Here is a 17,089-nt window from a genome sequence, read left to right as displayed (position 1 = left end):
TCAGGCTGGCTGAACTGGTCGCTTGCTCATGTCGGGGAAGTCGGGATTATCCACTGTCCACTTGCGCAGGGCGCGCCAGTACAGCTTCCAGTCTTCTATGGAGCCAAGGATGCCTTCCTCGCCAAAGTCGATTGCTGTAACCGTCTGCTGGGCGATCGGCATTTGTTCTTCACGCCAAGCATTTTCCACCACGCTCAGCTTAGCGATCAGCGTCTCTTGGGTAATTGCCCAGGTGCCATCGGCTTGCGCCGTGTAGTCCATGCTGTTATCGCCTTGTGGCCGCTCCCCTTCCATCTCGATCCAGCCTTCGTCGGGGCCTTTGTCTGTCTCGTCACCCTCGAAGAAGTTCGAGCCCACCACTGCATAAAATCGGATCATCAGATGGTCCCCTTAAGTTTCCAGACCTTTACTCGCACTGGCGCGGTGGTCAGCACTGCGCCGCTATAACCGTGACCACCACCTGCTGAAGCACTGGGCAATGCAACCCCGCTCGCACCAGCCTGGCAGATGATCTTGTCTGTCGGCAGGATCTGCTGTGCATAAGCGCCGTAGGATGCGCCGCCGGTGCCCGCGTTGCCGTCAAGCCTTGGCTCTGACCAAATACCACCAATGAGAATTTCCAGCACCGTGATCACATGGAAACCTGGAAACGGGTTGTCGGACGTGAATCTCGACGCCGTAACGATGTTCCCCGGCGCGGCGGCAGTACCACCATTGGGATAGATGATTGCGAAGTCGGCTACCGATGAATCCAGCTTCGAAGAAATCTGCGTACCCATCACTGTTAGCTGTGCGCTTAGGCTTCCACCCGTATACAAGCTAGAAGTAATGTCTCCCGTAGAGCTGATCGACCTGCCAGTGCCGAGCGTGATGCCGGCGGCGGTCACAAGAACGCCAGCCTTGGTAATCGTTACTATCGGGCCTGCGCCAGACTGCCCATAACCAGCTGAGAAATTGATGTTGCCTGATGGCTCACAATAGATAACCCCGCGCGTGGCGGTGCTACCAGACTCATTGAACCAAAGGTGAGAGTTTCCTCCGGCAGCGCCAGCCCTGATGTAGACGTTACCTCCGCTGACAATAACGTTCGCGCCAAACTGAGCAGAGCCGGCAGCGTCCAACAGCAACCGCACAATCCCTCGGGCGTCGTCGATTATTCGGACACTGCTGTCGGTGGCATGGGTAAGTCGAACCATTGCCGTTGAGTTGGGATCATTGATCCCCTCCCTGCGCAGGAGAACGCCGCCAGCACCGCCAACCTGAAGGGCATCTTTGAAGCGCGGAACACCTGCGGATACAGAATCAACGGTCGCCAGGAAAAGGTTCGCATTTCCCAGCTTGTCAGCCTCGGTCTTCGCCCGATCTGCTTGTGTCAGCGCATTGGACGCAGAGGTAGCCGCATTGGTCTCAGATTGTGCCGCCGCGTTCCTGGATGCCGTTGCAGACGTCGCAGCACCGCTAGCGGTGGTCGCCGAGGTAGCAGCATTGGTTTCCGATGTTTTGGACTTTGTCTCGGATGTCTTGGCGTTGGTTTCTGAAACCTTCGCCGCGGCGGCCGAGGCCTGTGCATTGGCCACTTCCTGATCCAGGTCTTTGAACTGATCAGTGATGGCGCGCAGTCGATCCGCTGACTCTTTGACGTAGCCCTGCATCGGAGCAATGGTGTACACACCCGCAGCAGCTGTAGCCCCCTGGTAGTTCGGGGCGATGGAAATCGCCGTATTGCTCGCGATGTTGGTGACCTCGTACCACAGGCCATCCGGCCCCCTGAAACCATCGCCCACACGCGAGTTAGCGATGAACGCCGTGCCTACGCCAATAACTGCGTTACTGCCGGCTGTAACGGCAACAGTTCCTGTTTTGTACCAGGCCATCTAAGCCTCCTAAGAAATTGGCTTTGCAAACATTAGCGGGAGAAAGAAACTTGAACCGTTGAAGTCGCCGATGTTTTGCAGCTGTGCAACTATTCGGTTGTTTGCATAATCCCAATAACAAGAAAGCAGCGAGAACGTATCCCCTCCGGGGATATTCATTGCTATGTTATTAATCAGCATATAGTTCCCAGTATTTAAGGGAACACTCGCATAGAAGGTATTTATCCAGCGCCCTACAGACGGATTTGCTGCGCCACCATAAGCCCAGCCAGCGACTACATCCGTAAACTGAGCACAAGGCGTTCCGCTATCAAATAAAAGTTTAGAGTTCTCATCCCAAAGGCGTATTCCGTAGGTGGCGGTGGGTGTGGATTCGTAGGCAGCAACAAAAAACGAACCAGAGCCGCCGGTCGCCCCGTTGATGAAGCCAGTCCAATTGCCGGGGGAGCCCTTCAGGCTTACCCATTGAAACCCCCCAGTTGATGGCCTGACAAAAATTAACGGCGGTTCTTGCGACGTGATCACTGATGGAAAGTCACCGCCAGACGGACCATAGATACCTTTGTGTACTACAACCAGCCGTGCGAACTCAGAGTCTAGCGTCACAACATCTGAATTATTCGTAAACGTTAGCCCATAAGACATTATCTATACCTGAATACTAGAAGCCGCTGAACTGATACCCCTATCCGGCCGGTTGGCATATTTCTATTTCTAAACCAAACTTGAACTCCGCCCGTAAGCATCTGCACATCGAACTGAGACAAACTTGCGTTTTGTCCAGATGGGTCGCCCGAGTACTGTCCATTAGGCAAACATATGCCGATGTGAGTAGAGGGATTCACGCCGGGTATGGAAACAAAAGTACTTACGCCCGCCGTGCCGATAAGGGCTGAATAAACAACCCTCACGGTGAATGAGTTCTCATCCAATTCAAGGAGGCCCGTAGGCCCCCATATCCGGATACCGTAGGTCATGCCGTCAGATCCCCCCACTGATAGCGCTTATTGTCGTTCTCGTCGTAAACCTTGCCGCCACGGTTGTTTATGGTCTGCCTACCACCCACTCCAACGGTGCTGTTCAGCTCAAACTCACCGGTTACGAAGTTGATCATTAGCCCTGTCTTACCCGGGACGTAGTTCGCGGATTGAATGCTCTGGGTGAGTTTTGCTACGCCAATGGACGCGTCCTGGATGAACGCCGACCGCATGAAGACCTGGCCGTTTTGCACCGTGAACGGCGACGAAAGCACCCCGTTGATGTTGTTCACCACGGCGAATCTGTCAGCGCTCACCAAGAACTGGCTCTGCAACTGACCATCTACGTTCTCGATGCCAAGCCCGATACCTGCCGCGACGTACTGCCCGTTTTGGTTGAGCTGCATCTTCACGGACCACATGGTTGCCAACTTACCGTCGGTGCCGGCCTGGGCCTGGCTTACGGTCTGGATGTTTGCCGAGTTTTCCCCGATCTTCACCCCGATCTGCTGAATAGCCTGGGCCGTGGCCTGGCGGTCGGTGACAACAACGCTTTCGAGCTCGGTCACAGCTCCACTGACATCACCCACCGCGGCGGCCAACTCGGTCGTACGCTGCACCATTGCCGCGTTCTTCGTGGCCTGCGTTTTCACCTCCTGCGCAAAGCTGGCCTTGGCGTTAAAGCCCTGGAGCGCATCCGCAAGATCGCCCTCGCCGTTGTCATCCCTGTACGCTGCCTGCAGGACCTGAAGGCTCGACGCCGAGGCCGTTACCACACCGTCAAGCTTGGTGATATCGGCGGTGTTGGTGGAGACCTGCTGAGCCAGGCCGTTCGCCGTCTCTACCGACTGGCCAACATCGAGCCAGTAGGTGGTGTTCGGCGGAGGCTGGTTCTTCGGTACAGCCTGGGTGGCCTGGTAGATTCGACTGCCCTCTACAACCATCTGTCCTTTGAGGTAGGTGGCATCCTTGTTGTAGGCCTTCAACCCACCCAGAGCGGTGATCTGATCCTGCAGGCCCGGGATCTTGTCGATCTGGTTCACGATGTCCTGACCAAGCTCGGTCCGGCCAATCTTGCCGGCGACCAGGTCGAGAACCGGTCCAGCATCGGAGCTGGCCCTGCCCATCACTCCGTTACCAACCGGATAGAACGGCCCGATATTGCCAGTCCGGTCCACAAGGCGAGCCCAGAAGAACAAAGTCGCCCCCGCCAGCAGTTGCTGCATCCGGTAGTCGGCCTGCGGATACGCCAAGTCGGCCAGCTTGGAGGCTGCCGCCAGGTTGTTGGCCGTGCCGTACCACAGTTCGGTGCGCTGGGTATCCTCGGCTCCAGCGGGGAAGCCCCACTTGATGCCGATGCCGAACAGTTCGCTGGTGGTGGTCAGGAACGAAACCGCCGGCGGCAGGCCTACCTTCCCTTCCAGATTGGTCAGGGCCGACGCCGTCGGGATCGAGGAAACGTTTAGCGCGCTCACCGCCCGAACCCGGGCCATGTACTGCCCAGAGTAGATCCCGCGCACATCGACCATTTGCTCAGGGGTGCGCGGCAAGGTGATCCACTCGCGCGCGCCCCACTTCCATTCGACGTCATAAGCCACAGCGCCAGGCGCAGCGTCCCAGGCTATAGACATGATCGTCACGGCAATGCCCTGCTCGATCACCACGTTCTGGCTAAGCATGACGCGCGCCGGCGCTTCCTGGCTGCCTGCAGGAATGCCGGTGATCGGACGGACGTCGACCACGGCGCCGTTGTCGATAGCGTCAAACTTGCTCGGGTCGTGCTGGATAACTTCGAATTGGAACTGGTGCCACTCCGGCCGCGTCACGTTGCGGACGTAGAACTGCATCAGCTTCAGGTCTTCATAGTCCAAAATCCAGCCGGCTTCCGCCTGGGGCTGCTCGCTGAAATCTGCCATCAGTGTCACGGCCCGGCCGGAGACCGACTTGACCACCCGCCCCTCTGATTTTCCGCTTGGAAGGTTGACCATCAGCCGCGCGCCCACCGGCACCACGGTATCGCGGTCTAGCGTGACCACACGTCCCGCCGCTGCCGATATCCTGCCGCCGTTGTTGCGGCCAACCAGCATGGGGTCAGCCACAGCGATCACTTGCCCAGGCTTAGGAATATCCCCGTCGAGCCCAACGCGAAAGACGGCGCCCTGGGTTTGCAGCTTCTCTGTAAGCGCAGCCCACTGCCCGGCACGCTGGGCCTGACCCAGGGATGTGCAGCCAATGGCATCAATCGACGTTTCGCGCACAATCCCGCCAAGCTCGACCATTGCCTCATCGTCGAAGATCGGCTCTTTGTCGGTCTCGAAGCCCTGGTCTGGATTGTCCCAGGACACCGTGTAAAGACTGTGGCGGTCGCGCGCGCGGGTGCCTTCGTACTTTATGGCGCCCGAGTTGAGGATCTGCGTTTGGTTGTAGGTGTATACCGGATCACCCGGCATATCGGCATTGACTACGATCTGGCTGCCGTCCCAGTAGGCCAGGCCGTGGAAGATTGAGGCCAGGTCCTGCAGAACTGCGTAGGCCTCGGCCTGCTTCTGGAAGTAAAGATTGCACGTGAATCGAGGCTCTTGCCCGCCTTTGCCATCCGGAATCATCTGATCGCAGTACTGCGCAATGCGGTACAACGCCCAGCGATCAATCATGGTGGCGTCGATTCGGTCGCCCAGCCCGTAATAGGGGTCCAGCACAAGATCATAGAAAATGAATGCTGGGTTGTTGGTGTAGGCCTCCTTGAAGGTGCCGTCCCAAATCCCGTTACTTGTTCCGGTCCCTGCTGTGGCGTAGGTGCGAGTAGCTGCATCGTAGTTAGCTGGGACGCGGATGATGCGCCCGCGCATCAGCACGGCAATCTTGGCGATATCGCCACCAAAGGTCTGCGCGTCGTACTCAATGCACCCTACCGACGTCAGCGGATATTCCTGATCGCTATCCACCACCTCGGCGATCGCTTTGACGATCATCTGATCAACGACCAGGTCGGAGTTGGCATTCGGGGTCAGGCGCCGAACCCGAATGGTCCAGCGGCTACCGGCGGGTAGCTCCAGGCGATGGGCGCGCTCGTACTCGGTTACGTTCTTGCGATCGACAGCAGAAGCCAACACCTGGATGTAAGGGCCGTTGTCGGTCGAAATGTCCACGGCGTAATCGATACGAACACCGCTGATGTTGCCCGAAGCATCCTGGCTGCGCAGCGCCGGCCAGCTGAGGCGCAGGCGCACGGCATCGATTACCGAGTTGGTGATGGTATGCAACCACGGCGTGCCGTAGACAAGCTCAGTCTTGACGTCGATTTCGTTGCTTGACTCCGCGATCCCTTCGAGGCGAGGCTGGTTCAGCTCACCGGAGCGGAACTGCCACTTCACGCTGGGGTAGTTGATGGTGCCGTCAGGGGCCTGCACCGGAGTGCCGTTCAGCTTTACCGAGCGCAGACCATCAACTGGCCCAACAATCGGACCCCAACTCCAAAGGTAGGTAATCCGCGCAGTAGAGATCGACGGCACGCTGTTCGAGGCGATGCTTGGCTGTTTCTGCTTCGCCTGACCACCCTTACTACCAACGACGGCGCGGCGTTTGCGCGGCGCAACACGGCGCGACTTCTTTGCTACTGCGCTCATGCGCCCTCCAGAATGCAAAAACCCGCCGAAGCGGGTCTGTGGTGATCGTTGGATCAGTAGGTGTCTTGGGTATAGATACCGCCAGACTCGACGGCGCCGCCGATCTCCCGCTCTCCGTACAGCAACGGGTAAGGGTTGCCCTGGGCAATCGTGGTGATCGCCCCGCCGAATCCGTAGCTGGGGTTGTTGCCGTCGTCGTTCTTGCCTTCGGCATTTGCCTTGGTGGTTGGGGATAGCATTTGCACCACACCGCCCAGCCCGACTGCGGCGCCTGCGGCGAGCAAGCCCATGCCCAGCGTGGAAGTCGTGCCGCCAGTGAAAAGGCCCGCCACGATCAACACCACGCCCAGCAGGGTTTGGAACATGCCTGCCTGCTTGCTCCCCTGCACGATCGGCTGAATACGAATGTCGCCCTCTGCACGCCCCACCAGCTCAAGCTCCTGCTCACTGACGTTTCGCTCATCGACGAACACCGCGAAGACCAGGCCGCGCTCATGAGCTGTTCGCATGAATTTCTCGAAACCTGGCTTCATCGCGCACAACGCCGCGGTGGCGTCGTGAATGCCGTACAGGTCGAGCTGGTATTCCTTACCGAACTTCTTGCCCAGCACGCCGCCGAGCTTGATGGTGCGCATGGTCATGGGCGGTAGTCCTTGTGCCGAAGAATCAGCTTCACGCGATTGGCCATCGACCAACCGTAAATTTCACGTGCTGCCAGACGGCCGGGCATGTGGTGGTAAATGAACGGGCCAGACCCGCCAAGCTTCGGCGCCGGCTCGCTGATGAGCGACGGCTCATCACCCAGGTAGATCACGGCGTGATTCGGGAAGTAGCACTCCCGGCCGGGCGTTGGGATCTGCAACACCAGCATGTCACCGCGCCGTGCTTCGTTGACCTGGTAGAAGCCGGTGGCCGCGAAGTTGTCTTCGTAGAGGCTCGGGCCGTCCTTCTGCTCCCACCAGAGATCAGCGCGTTCAAAGTTCGGTAGCTGCAACCCCGCCTCCCGCGCGTACCAGTCGCGGCACGCTGCCCAGCAGTCCAGCAGGCCATGGGAGAAGTCGCGGCCCAACAGCGGCGCCTGGAAGCCCGAAGGCTTGAACCACTCGAAGTCACCGCAGGGCCAGCCGACAATCCCCCACGGCAATTCGTGCAACTCGCAGCTGACGCGGTCGGCCATGCTCGGCGCCGGCGCCTTGTCGGGGTGGCTGTGGATGATCGCCAGCACCTCGCCCCGATCTTCCGCCCGGGCCATGTCCTTGTGATCGATTTGGAAGTGCTCGCGCGGCGTGCTGGCCAGGTTGCCGCAAGGTACATACTCGCGGCCGACGGCCGACTTGATCAGCACGCCGCAAGCTTCAGCAGGGTAGGCTCGTTCGGCGTGAGCGCGGATCTCGTCCTGCAATTTTTGATTGATGCGCATCACTACCTCGAACTTGCTATAAGGCTCGCGCCCATGGATCCACCGAACCGGCGGGTGTTGCCCCGAAGTTTGCAGCTGCTCCACCAACCACCGCAGCGGTCCAGCGCTGGGTTGTCAGTGGGCTGGTTCTTCTTGTCGAACATCGCCGTGCCGGTGTAGGCGCAAGCCTCCTGCCGGTACCCGCCACGGCAGGCCCACCGGCAAAGCTTGGTGATCTGCTGAGCCGGCAGCATCTGGCCTTCCATGTCCGTGGGGCTCGACAACGAGAACGTGACCGAGATGCTGGGCAGCGCCTCGGTCTTCTGCTCGATAAACCAGAGGTTCGTCTTCGCCTGATCACTGGCTTCTGGGTTGCCGTCGGGGAAGTTGGCGGCGTCCAGGAAGTGGCGGAACGTCTCGATCACCTTGACACGGGCCCCGGCCAGGTCGCGGAACTGGAAGCACAGGGCAGTGATCGCCCCGCGCACGCCGCCGAGTTCGTCGTCTACCTGTAGCGTCGGCGTGGCAGGGCGTCCATCCCCACGAATGTCGAAACCCTTGGCCTCGATCTGGAGCGGCGAATACAGCTGCCCCTGCCAGATGATGTCGCCTTCCTGGGCGTGCCCGTGGAACCGCCAGAGCAACCCGCCCAAGCGCGTGGCGTCCAGTTCGTAGAGCCTGATCTGGTTGCCAGGCTCAAGCTTTTGGATGTCGGTGTTGTAATTCATAGGTCCCCAGAAACAAGAAACCCCGCACTTGGCGGGGTCTGGTGAGGTTTGCGGTTACGGTGTGTAGGTCTGCTTGAAGGTGAAAGAAAGCGTCCACAGGCCAGCGCCGAGCGGCTTGGACTTGTAGCCCTTGCAGCGATATCGGCCCTGCACCCCGCCCGGCGGCGTCCAGATAAACGCCTTGTAACCTTCGTGCCGGTCGATGAAATCTCGCACCTTCAGCAACTCCTCACCGGGAGCCATGACGCCAGAGTGCGTCAGGTTCCAGTTCTCGCTTTTGGTGTTGATGCCGATGCCACCAGCCTGGGTATACCCATCACCGAAATCGTTCTCCCATGTGCGCTGGTCAATCTCTCCGTCGCCGCCCAGTTGAACGCAGTAGCTGAATGTTTCCGCCATCAGACTCGCCTCCAGAGCATGCCGCCCTGCCCCATTTCACCTTGAAGCACGCGCCGGATTTCCGAGACCAGACCCTGGCCCATCGCCTCGCCCTGCTTACGAGCATCGTCACCACTCATACCTGGCTGGGCTTGCACGCTTACTGGTGCGCTGATGTTGATGCCCCCTCCACCGCTGACACCCGAGTTTGCGCGTAGCTGGTCGAGCGTCCTGTCCAACTTTGCGCTGGTCTCAGCCGTGGTTACTCGCTCGCCCTTTTGAAGCAGCCAGGTCCCCGTCTCCGGTACCGCGTCGATGCCGTCGTGCGCCATACCAGCGAGCGCCGCAGCACCAACAGTTGCGACCATAGGAGCTGTTGCCAATGCGGCCGCTGCCGCAGCAGCAGGCGCGGCAGCCGGGCCAACGATTGGTATTGCAGCCGTCGAAGCGTACGCCGCCAAGCTGGCCTGGGAGGCTGTAGCCTGAGCGTTTGCAATCAGCATCGGCGCCGCACTTGCCTGGGTAGACTTACCCACCAAGAGCTGCACCGCCTGATACACCAACCACTGCGCGGCCATGTCAGAAAGGGCTTGCAGCGTGGACTTCGCGAAGTTGGCTACCAGATCGCCGAGCGCATCATCGGCAGATTCGGCACCACTGATCACATCTGACAGGAAATTACTGAGTCCGCCCTTTGCGCTATCGAGTATCGAAGAAGTCGCCTCGGCAGCCATGGCCGTGTAATTGGTAGCGGCGTCGACGTAGTTCTGCCAGGCATCACTGACCCCGTCCATCCAGTTCGCTTGAGCTTTATCCTGCTGGTTGTAGTGATCCTGCTGGATGACCATCCGCTCAGCAAGGGCCTCCTCGAGAAGAGCGGTTTCCTTGTCGTAGGTGTCCTTGGCGTCAGGATCGCCCAGCAGCTCGGCCTCCTTATACTGCTTGTACATCTCAGCGCGCTGCTTGGCGTAGTCCTGCTGGATCGCCAAGTCCTCCTTGAGGCGCCCCCTCAGTTTTTCCCCGGAACCCGCACCAGCCAACTCCATGTCGAAACCTTGCTTCACGATGGTGTTGCTATCCTTGAGGTTCGACGCCAGGGTCGCCAGCTTCAAGTCTTGCTCATTTTGCTTCTTGAGTTTGACCTTCGAGTCCAGCTCGGCGGCCAAGTCCTTCAACACCTTCTGCCGCTCGGCGCTGACGCCTTTCAGCTTTCCGGTTTCCAGTTCGAAGGCGAGCTTTGCGACTTCGGTCGCCTTACCCTGTTTACCGGTGGTCTCATCAATGAGTGCAATCTGCCGACGGTAGCTTTCTTCGGAATCAACTCCACGTTTCTCGAGTGCCGCAGCCGCCGCCTTCGCCGAACTTTTAGCTGACTCATCAGCTTTCTTTGTTGCCGCGGCGGCTTTCTCGATCGCATCCAGGTTCTTTTGCTTGGCAACTAGTAATTCACCCTCGCCAGCTTTAAGCCCTTCTACAAAGCCTCCACTGATTTTGGCAGCAAGCTTCTCTGCGTTAGTGCGCTTTCCTGCTACAGCAATTTGCTCATCAAGAGCCTTCGCCATGTCCTTATAGACTTTGGATACCGGTACATCTGCTGAGTTGGCCAATATCCCGTTCAGTTTCTGGATCTGATCTCCCAGGCCAGCAACCTTCTGACGCGCTGTATCAAGTTCACCCTGAGCGGTGACCAACGAAGCGTTCCACTCTTGCTGCCGCTTATCGTCCGGATAATCTCTCAAAAGCCTTTGGTATTGGCTGACAGCAGTATCTGCATCGATCGCGGCAAGCTGAGCATCCAGCAGCCCCGCGTTAATGTCCTGAAGTGCGGAGCGGGCCTGGTTTTTCGTCAGCCCATCAAATGATTTGCTGAGCCAGTCAATCTTATCCGCCAAGCCGGTCGCACTAGCCTTGGCGTCGTCGCTTCGCGTAATGAAGTAGGCAAGAGCGGCAGCCGCGGTGATTGCAATACCTACTGGGCCACCAAGCAGCGCCATTGCAGCAGATGCAGCCCTTGCCGCTACGCCCATTGCGGTGATGCCAGCAGTAGCTGCGATTGATGCGCCCGAGAGGCGAGCAGCGGCAAGAGAAGCGCCGACCGCCTGGACCTGTAGCAATACGAATCCAGCAGATGCTGACACCGCAGAGGCTGCCAATCGGGCGGTCATCACGGTAGCCAGCACCGTTACGGCGGTTCCAAGCCCCTCGATGGCGGCCTTCGCAGCTGGAGAACTGAGCGTTTTGTTTAACCCTTCAACCGCAGCTTTCGCAGAATCCAGGCTGCCCTCACCTGTAAGTAAGCCTGAGATCGTGTTCTGCAGGGCATCAAGCGACCCGCCGAACGTGTCCCGTGCAGCAGCGGCAGCACCCCCGTAAGATTCCTCTAGGGATGCGAGGATAATTTGCTGGGCGCCTGCTACATCGCCAGTGGACTCAAGCGCAGCGGCAAGTTTCTTTTGCTCATCAGTGAACCGGAATCCTTGCTTGCTGAGCGCCGTCAATCCCTGAGATGGAACGTCAAGGGCGCGACCAATCGTTTCAGCCGCATCCTTAACAGTGGTGCCAGTACGCGCCGCCATATCGGCGGCAGACTGCAGGGCGCGGTTGAATTGGTTGCCAACAATACCGGTGAATGCAAGCAACGTCGTTTGTGCTTGATTGATATCACCACCAGAAAAAGTTGTCGCTTTTTCCAACGCATCAGCCATGGCGTTCAATTGATCCCGATTGAACCCTGCCGACTCACCGGTTGAGCGCAACACCGCCCCAAGCTGCGCCTGTTCTTGTTCTGCGTTTTTCGTTTCCGTTACGAATCGACCGAAGATGCTCGCTACCGAAAATGCACCTACAACACCTGCGGCCGCGCCAGCAAGCGCGCTCCAGGCAAGCGAAGCCTCGCGAGCTGCGTCAGTCATCTCCTTGGACGTTTTCTTTGCGGACCGTCCCGCCTGATCCATAGGGCCAGTAAAACCACCTATCTTGGCAATCAGGTCAAGAGTCAGAGTGCCAAGTGATCCAGCCATGCTTTTCTCCGAGCAAAAAAAAGCCCACTCAGTGCGGGCTTTCTCGTTTTAGTTACTTCATTTTTCTGAGCGCCAGCTGCTTTTGTATCTCGCTAACGCAGTCGCTCAGATACTGATAAGGGTCACCTTCCGAATTTCCTTTCGCTTTTTCAGACAGCAAGTAAACAGCCACTTCGCTTTTTGGACCAAGAGCATCAATAAATTGATCCTCCTTGCCTTTCTGCACTGCAGCTTTATACATAGACACAATGGTGGACTGTTGCTTGCAACCTTCAATCTCCATCGACGCCGAATCAAGCGCTGTGTTGAATGTGTTTCTGGCCAGAGCGTGCGGCACAAGCTCTTCTGAGCTTGCACTATTGGCTACAAGCGCAAGCGAAACAAATGCCATAGCTGCATATCCGCGCATTTACATATCTCCCTAAGATGATCGCGGACTTTACCATCCATGGCAGATCACGCCCAACCTGCCACAGCCTCCTCAAGCGACTCGACACGCGGATCCATGTGCGGTGCGAAGTCCTGCTGGTACAGCCTCGGAGCATCCTTGCCGGTCTTCGAATTGACGTAGAACGCCTGGAACTGCGCCAGAGCCATCTCGACCCGCATGCCCTGGTGCAGCGATCCACGCTTGGCGCGAAACTTCATCCAGACCACAAACTCGGAATAGGCCATGCGCTCCTGCGCTTCGGCAATGGTGCGGCCGCCGATTCCATTCATGACCAGCTCGCACCACAACTCATCCGAAGGGTCTAGCGCTTCTTCTTTCCCGAGTTCTGCACCTCGCCAATGGCGATCAGCAGCAGGTTGGTCAGGTCAGGGTCGAGGGCGCCCTTTTCCGGATCAGCCTCACCGGTGATGTCGGCCACAGTAAACACTGCCTTGCCCTCAGCATCACAGATGCTCGAAGCAATGCGGCAGGCCAGCGGATCAGCACCTCGGTGGGCGGCGATGTCACCCACCGCTGTCTGATACGACAAGGGCCGGACGTAGCAAGTGAACTTGGAGCCCTCCCACTCGATCTCCTTGGCCACCGGTCGCGCAGTGAATGCCTTCGATTTTTTCAGGTTCGCGATGTTCAGTTCCATTATGCGGAGACCTTACGAATCCAGGCGGAACCGCCCGAGCGCTGGATCGACACTGTCGATGCAACCACGGCGTTCTGCGCGAAGGTGAATGGGAAGTCGGCCACGTAGCCCTGGAAAGCGAACCAGGTGCGGGTCGGCGGCAGGTCGAAGTCATCACCGGCCGCCAGGGCGACGGTGGCGGTTGCGCCGGTACCAGCACCGCCAGTGAAAGCGACAGTCGGGGCCGAGGCGTAACCGGTGCCTTTGTTGGTGATCGTGACACCAGTCACCACACCGCCAGAAACAGTAGCCGTTGCAGTCGCGCCAGAGCCACCGCCACCAGTGAGCGCCACAGTAGGTGCCGTGGTGTAACCGGTGCCGCCAGCAGTAACCGTTGCCACACCCAGACTGCCGCCGGCGGCAATGGTCGGCACAATGTCCTTGCCGTCAGACCAGCCCACCACCCACTTGATAGTGGTATCGCCGTTGGCTTCCGAGAGCTGATGCAGGCGAATGTGGCTCGCGTTGTTCGGGTCAGCGTTGAGGCCGAGCGATGCTTGGCCAGGGGTGCGCAAGCCTTTCTTATAGCTGCGCTCGTCGGCGGACAGGCAGGTGTCCTCGATCTGTTCGGCCGGCGCACCGCCCGGATCGAAGCTGGTGGCGCACTCCACTTCCATGACGGTCATTGGCCCGCTACCGGTGAGCGGCGGGACCAGTGCGTAAATCTGGGTTCCTTGGGAAAGGATCGACATGGCGTTCTCCAAATGTCGGGCATAAAAAAACCCGCACTCGGCGGGGTTGGTTTGGGTTGCAACGTTATCGAGGAACGAGCCAGCTCACATCGAAGCTGTACCGGTAATTCTTTGTGGACGGGTCGCGGCTTTCACCACCCCAGCGGATGATGTAGGCCTTCAGCTCAATGGCGTCCCTGATGGCCTTCGCAACGGCCCTGGCATCCTTCCCCGTCGTGGCGTACACATCGACCTGCAACGTGTAGCCGTCGGTGTCTGGGCGTCCAGCCAGGTAGTTCTCGGGGTCACCACCGATGGTCTGCCATACCGCGTAAGGCTTTTGCCCATCCTGTGGTGCGTCGCCGAATGGATAAAGGCGCTGCGGGGTTGAGCCCAGGACTGCGATGACCCCGGCATCCATGGCGCACACGGCGTTGATTGGTGCGAACATCAGCTGCTCCTAGCCTTCTCGGTCCGACGTATTGCTCTGTCGAGGCCTTTCTCGAACTGAGTGGCGAACTCGTTGGTGACTTCGCCGATATGATCTTCCAGAGCTGGGCGGGCCACCGGGTCAGCAGCAATATGCTCGGTACCGAACTCAAGCAGACGCCAATGTGGTGTCGGTGCACTTTTCTCGGTGCTGCCGTTCTTGACCAGCACCGCGCCGTGCAGAACGCCAACACGAAAGCCGAGGTCACCAGTACGACGGAATAGACGGCCGTTCCAGCGCAGCACGATGTTGTCGGCAATGGAACGCCCTGTGTCCGGGTCATCCCAGCGCCGGGCGCCTTCTTTGAAGTTCCTGGCGACCATCTCGGCAGCCCGACGAAGCGCGGTGCGACCGGTCTTGCGCTTGACCTCATCGTTCACCGTGGCGAGTTTCCCCAGCAAGTTGTCGACGCCGATCAAGCTGAACTTGACTTCATCGACCATCGTTCACACCCTTGCTGACCGGCAGCGTCAAATAATCGAGACCCGAAACGTTGTCTGGCAAAGCTCCGGCGATGTTGTAGATCTCGCCGCGGTGAATGATCCGCATCGTGGGCACCAATCCCGGGCGATACCGAACCACAATCTTCGCTGTAACCTCAGACTGAGTTGCCTGGGCCGCCAAGAACTCCCTGGCGCTCAAGGGCTCAACCGACGCCGGGCAACGCTCCCAGACGGTTTCCCATCTCACCGGAAGCTCGGTGTTGTCTTCCGGGTCGCGATCCACCACCGGTTTCTGGATATCGACGCGGTGCCGCAACCTACCGGCGCGCACTACACACCCATCCGGATGCGATAAGGCATCAACAGGGCCTTGCTGGTCAGTGGCAGCTCGGTGGCAATGGTACCCGTCACCACCTCTTCACGGTTCGCGAACAGGTGCCCAAGCTTGAGTAGGCATGCCGCCACGATTCCCTTGTTGATCACTATCCCGAATTCGTCCATGTCGATAGCCTCGAAGGCGTCCGCCAGGGCCTGGCGAGCACGTTCACGCAGCCGGCAACGGTCGTCAGAGTTTTCAGGGGAATCAGCCACCACCAGGGCGGCGCGGTAAGTGGCGCGCGCCGCCTGGGTCCGCTGAAGAGTGGTAGACTTTGCGAGATCCACCGCGGCCTGATCGGTAAAGAACCGCCTCTGAAGGAACTGCTGAGCAGCTTCCTCGGCGCCGTCCAATTGCGACTGCACCAGGTCCTGATCCTCAGGCTCCGCGAGCAGGTGCTTCATGGCCAGTTCGATGTCGATCACGCTCATGGTCAGTCGGCCTTTTTCTTGGCTGCGGTTTTTGGCGCAGCTTTATTCGAAAGGGTTGGGGCCTGCTTGTTTTCCGGGGAAGCAGAATTCTTCACGTCGTATTCCTCGATCAGGCCATTACGGCGGAGATCGCGGGCCACCGACTCATCCACGGTGAATTCCGCACCACGCTTCACATACTTTTCGCCTGAATCCAGGCCGTCGGCATTGAAGCCCTTGATCGCTTTTACAGTGATGTCTGGCATCGGTGTTCGCACCCGGTTTCCCGGGTGCGCTCCTATGAGGTGTCGAAGCCTTACGGCGCGTCGAATTCACCGTGGACGAAGGATTCTTCACGGTACACAGCCATAGCCAGGCGCTCTTCCGCGCGAATCGTGACCATGTTGGTACGGAAGTTGTCGCCGTCTTCAGTCGAAACTTCGACGGCCGCCTCTTCGCGGTCGAAAATCTGAGCCGCGATGTTCATGGCGCCCACCAGGAATTCACCCTCTGGAACAGCGTTGCTATCCACAACAGGCAGTTTCCACAGGCGTTGCGCGCCGCCTTCCTGGACGTTTACCCAGATGTAGGAGCCAGTGCTGTCCTTGGTCAGCTCGATATCAGCCCAGTCGACGGGGTTCAGTGCGATCGCCGAGGCGCGGTATTCGGCGATCCGCACCTGCAGGATGGCGCGACGCAGCGTATCGATTTTGGTATCGCCGGCTTTGCGGAGGGCGTTGTTGAAAGCGGATGCCTGGGGGATCAGGCCGAGCATGTTCCCACCCACGCCGTTACCGGCGAGGATCTGCTCTTCTTCCTTGTATTTCAGGCCGTAGATCGCGCGACCGTTGATGTAGCTCTGCAATAGCGGAATATCGGACAGAACCTGCTTGGAGGCGCGGAACCAGTGCGCAATGGTCACGACGTTGGTCGTTTTCAGCGCAAACGAGATATCCGACTGGGCTTTCGCTGCGCCCTCAGTGGCCTGGATCGCCGCCATGTTCTGGAATCCGCTTTCCTGCACGAACTCCACAGCATTGGAGCCGGTTCGGCCGGGCATGATCAAATCGCGGATGACGAACTGACGCTCCGGATCTGCAACGATGCCAGGTACACGCGTTGGCTGGATGCCGACACCCACGCCACCGGTACCGGTGGTTGCGCTGGTGATGTTGGTGACGGCTTTGCGACCAATGCGGGCGATACCACGGCCGCGAGTTTGCAAGGCCTTAAAGTCATCCGAGTCGGACAGCTCTTCGCCTACCGACTTGGCGTCAGTCGGATCGTTGGCCGCAAAGCGGCGAGACATCTTTTGCTCGAGGTCCTGCAGGCGATCCTGCAAGCCCACGCCATCCTTTACCAGGCCTTCGAGAACGGTCTTGGTATCGGCCAGAATGGTGCCGTGCTCTTTGATTTCTTTGTTCGCTTTCTCGGCGAACGCTTTGATTTCCTGGTCGCGCTGATCGAGCAGGTCATTGACCGCTTTCAACTGGACCTTGTCGTCGGAGTGCTCCTTGCGTTGCAACTGACGGTTTTCGGCGCGAGCCTGGTTGCTCATGGCGTTATGCAT

The 17,089-nt window shown here is 58.8% G+C and carries 19 protein-coding genes; all 19 read right to left on the bottom strand.

Features of this window, described 5'->3' with window-relative positions; translation table 11 throughout:
- The gene (locus tag U367_RS1000000130550; RefSeq protein WP_050587931.1) at positions 1-378 is read right to left on the bottom strand and encodes a hypothetical protein; all 378 of its coding nucleotides are present in this window, start codon (positions 376-378) and stop codon (positions 1-3) included.
- On the bottom strand, positions 378-1,874 hold the full coding sequence (locus tag U367_RS1000000132465) for a hypothetical protein (protein WP_028619193.1): 1,497 nt from the start codon (positions 1,872-1,874) through the stop codon (positions 378-380). Before U367_RS1000000132465 ends, U367_RS1000000130550 begins: the two co-directional genes overlap by 1 nt.
- Before the next feature lie 9 nt (positions 1,875-1,883).
- Positions 1,884-2,519, bottom strand: coding sequence for a hypothetical protein (locus U367_RS1000000131185; protein ID WP_073860074.1), 636 nt, complete (start codon positions 2,517-2,519; stop codon positions 1,884-1,886).
- Between the two features lie 328 nt (positions 2,520-2,847).
- Positions 2,848-6,477, bottom strand: a complete 3,630-nt coding sequence (locus U367_RS0125920; RefSeq protein WP_028619192.1) for a phage tail protein — start codon at positions 6,475-6,477, stop codon at positions 2,848-2,850.
- Between the two features lie 53 nt (positions 6,478-6,530).
- Positions 6,531-7,118, bottom strand: coding sequence for a tail assembly protein (locus U367_RS0125915; RefSeq protein ID WP_028619191.1), 588 nt, complete (start codon positions 7,116-7,118; stop codon positions 6,531-6,533).
- Positions 7,115-7,897 (bottom strand): C40 family peptidase, encoded by a 783-nt coding sequence (locus tag U367_RS0125910; protein ID WP_028619190.1) that lies wholly within the window; start codon positions 7,895-7,897, stop codon positions 7,115-7,117. The genes U367_RS0125915 and U367_RS0125910 overlap by 4 nt, the downstream gene beginning before the upstream one ends.
- A gap of 2 nt (positions 7,898-7,899) precedes the next feature.
- Positions 7,900-8,604: a phage minor tail protein L gene (locus U367_RS0125905; protein ID WP_028619189.1), complete on the bottom strand. Its 705-nt coding sequence runs from the start codon at positions 8,602-8,604 to the stop codon at positions 7,900-7,902.
- A gap of 54 nt (positions 8,605-8,658) precedes the next feature.
- On the bottom strand, positions 8,659-9,003 hold the full coding sequence (locus U367_RS0125900) for a phage tail protein (RefSeq protein ID WP_028619188.1): 345 nt from the start codon (positions 9,001-9,003) through the stop codon (positions 8,659-8,661).
- Positions 9,003-12,002: a phage tail tape measure protein gene (locus tag U367_RS1000000130540; protein ID WP_050587930.1), complete on the bottom strand. Its 3,000-nt coding sequence runs from the start codon at positions 12,000-12,002 to the stop codon at positions 9,003-9,005. Before U367_RS1000000130540 ends, U367_RS0125900 begins: the two co-directional genes overlap by 1 nt.
- Positions 12,003-12,054: 52 nt before the next feature.
- Complete coding sequence (locus U367_RS0125890) at positions 12,055-12,411, bottom strand: hypothetical protein (protein ID WP_028619187.1); 357 nt, start codon at positions 12,409-12,411, stop codon at positions 12,055-12,057.
- A gap of 47 nt (positions 12,412-12,458) precedes the next feature.
- Positions 12,459-12,722, bottom strand: a complete 264-nt coding sequence (locus U367_RS0125885) for a hypothetical protein (RefSeq protein WP_028619186.1) — start codon at positions 12,720-12,722, stop codon at positions 12,459-12,461.
- A gap of 32 nt (positions 12,723-12,754) precedes the next feature.
- The gene (locus U367_RS0125880) at positions 12,755-13,090 is read right to left on the bottom strand and encodes a phage tail assembly chaperone family protein, TAC (RefSeq protein WP_028619185.1); all 336 of its coding nucleotides are present in this window, start codon (positions 13,088-13,090) and stop codon (positions 12,755-12,757) included.
- Complete coding sequence (locus U367_RS1000000132915) at positions 13,090-13,821, bottom strand: phage tail tube protein (protein WP_028619184.1); 732 nt, start codon at positions 13,819-13,821, stop codon at positions 13,090-13,092. Before U367_RS1000000132915 ends, U367_RS0125880 begins: the two co-directional genes overlap by 1 nt.
- Positions 13,822-13,885: 64 nt before the next feature.
- Positions 13,886-14,251 (bottom strand): DUF3168 domain-containing protein, encoded by a 366-nt coding sequence (locus tag U367_RS0125870; RefSeq protein ID WP_028619183.1) that lies wholly within the window; start codon positions 14,249-14,251, stop codon positions 13,886-13,888.
- Positions 14,251-14,733, bottom strand: a complete 483-nt coding sequence (locus tag U367_RS0125865) for an HK97-gp10 family putative phage morphogenesis protein (RefSeq protein ID WP_028619182.1) — start codon at positions 14,731-14,733, stop codon at positions 14,251-14,253. Before U367_RS0125865 ends, U367_RS0125870 begins: the two co-directional genes overlap by 1 nt.
- Positions 14,723-15,064: a phage head closure protein gene (locus U367_RS0125860; RefSeq protein WP_028619181.1), complete on the bottom strand. Its 342-nt coding sequence runs from the start codon at positions 15,062-15,064 to the stop codon at positions 14,723-14,725. Before U367_RS0125860 ends, U367_RS0125865 begins: the two co-directional genes overlap by 11 nt.
- Complete coding sequence (locus U367_RS0125855) at positions 15,064-15,540, bottom strand: head-tail connector protein (protein WP_028619180.1); 477 nt, start codon at positions 15,538-15,540, stop codon at positions 15,064-15,066. The genes U367_RS0125860 and U367_RS0125855 overlap by 1 nt, the downstream gene beginning before the upstream one ends.
- 2 nt (positions 15,541-15,542) lie before the next feature.
- Complete coding sequence (locus U367_RS0125850; RefSeq protein WP_028619179.1) at positions 15,543-15,785, bottom strand: hypothetical protein; 243 nt, start codon at positions 15,783-15,785, stop codon at positions 15,543-15,545.
- Positions 15,786-15,835: 50 nt separating this feature from the next.
- Complete coding sequence (locus U367_RS0125845; protein ID WP_050587929.1) at positions 15,836-17,089, bottom strand: phage major capsid protein; 1,254 nt, start codon at positions 17,087-17,089, stop codon at positions 15,836-15,838.

Source organism: Pseudomonas canadensis (assembly GCF_000503215.1).
Classification (GTDB): domain Bacteria; phylum Pseudomonadota; class Gammaproteobacteria; order Pseudomonadales; family Pseudomonadaceae; genus Aquipseudomonas; species Aquipseudomonas canadensis.
Note: the sequence above shows the minus strand (reverse complement) of the source record. Positions and strands in the feature narration are given on the sequence as shown.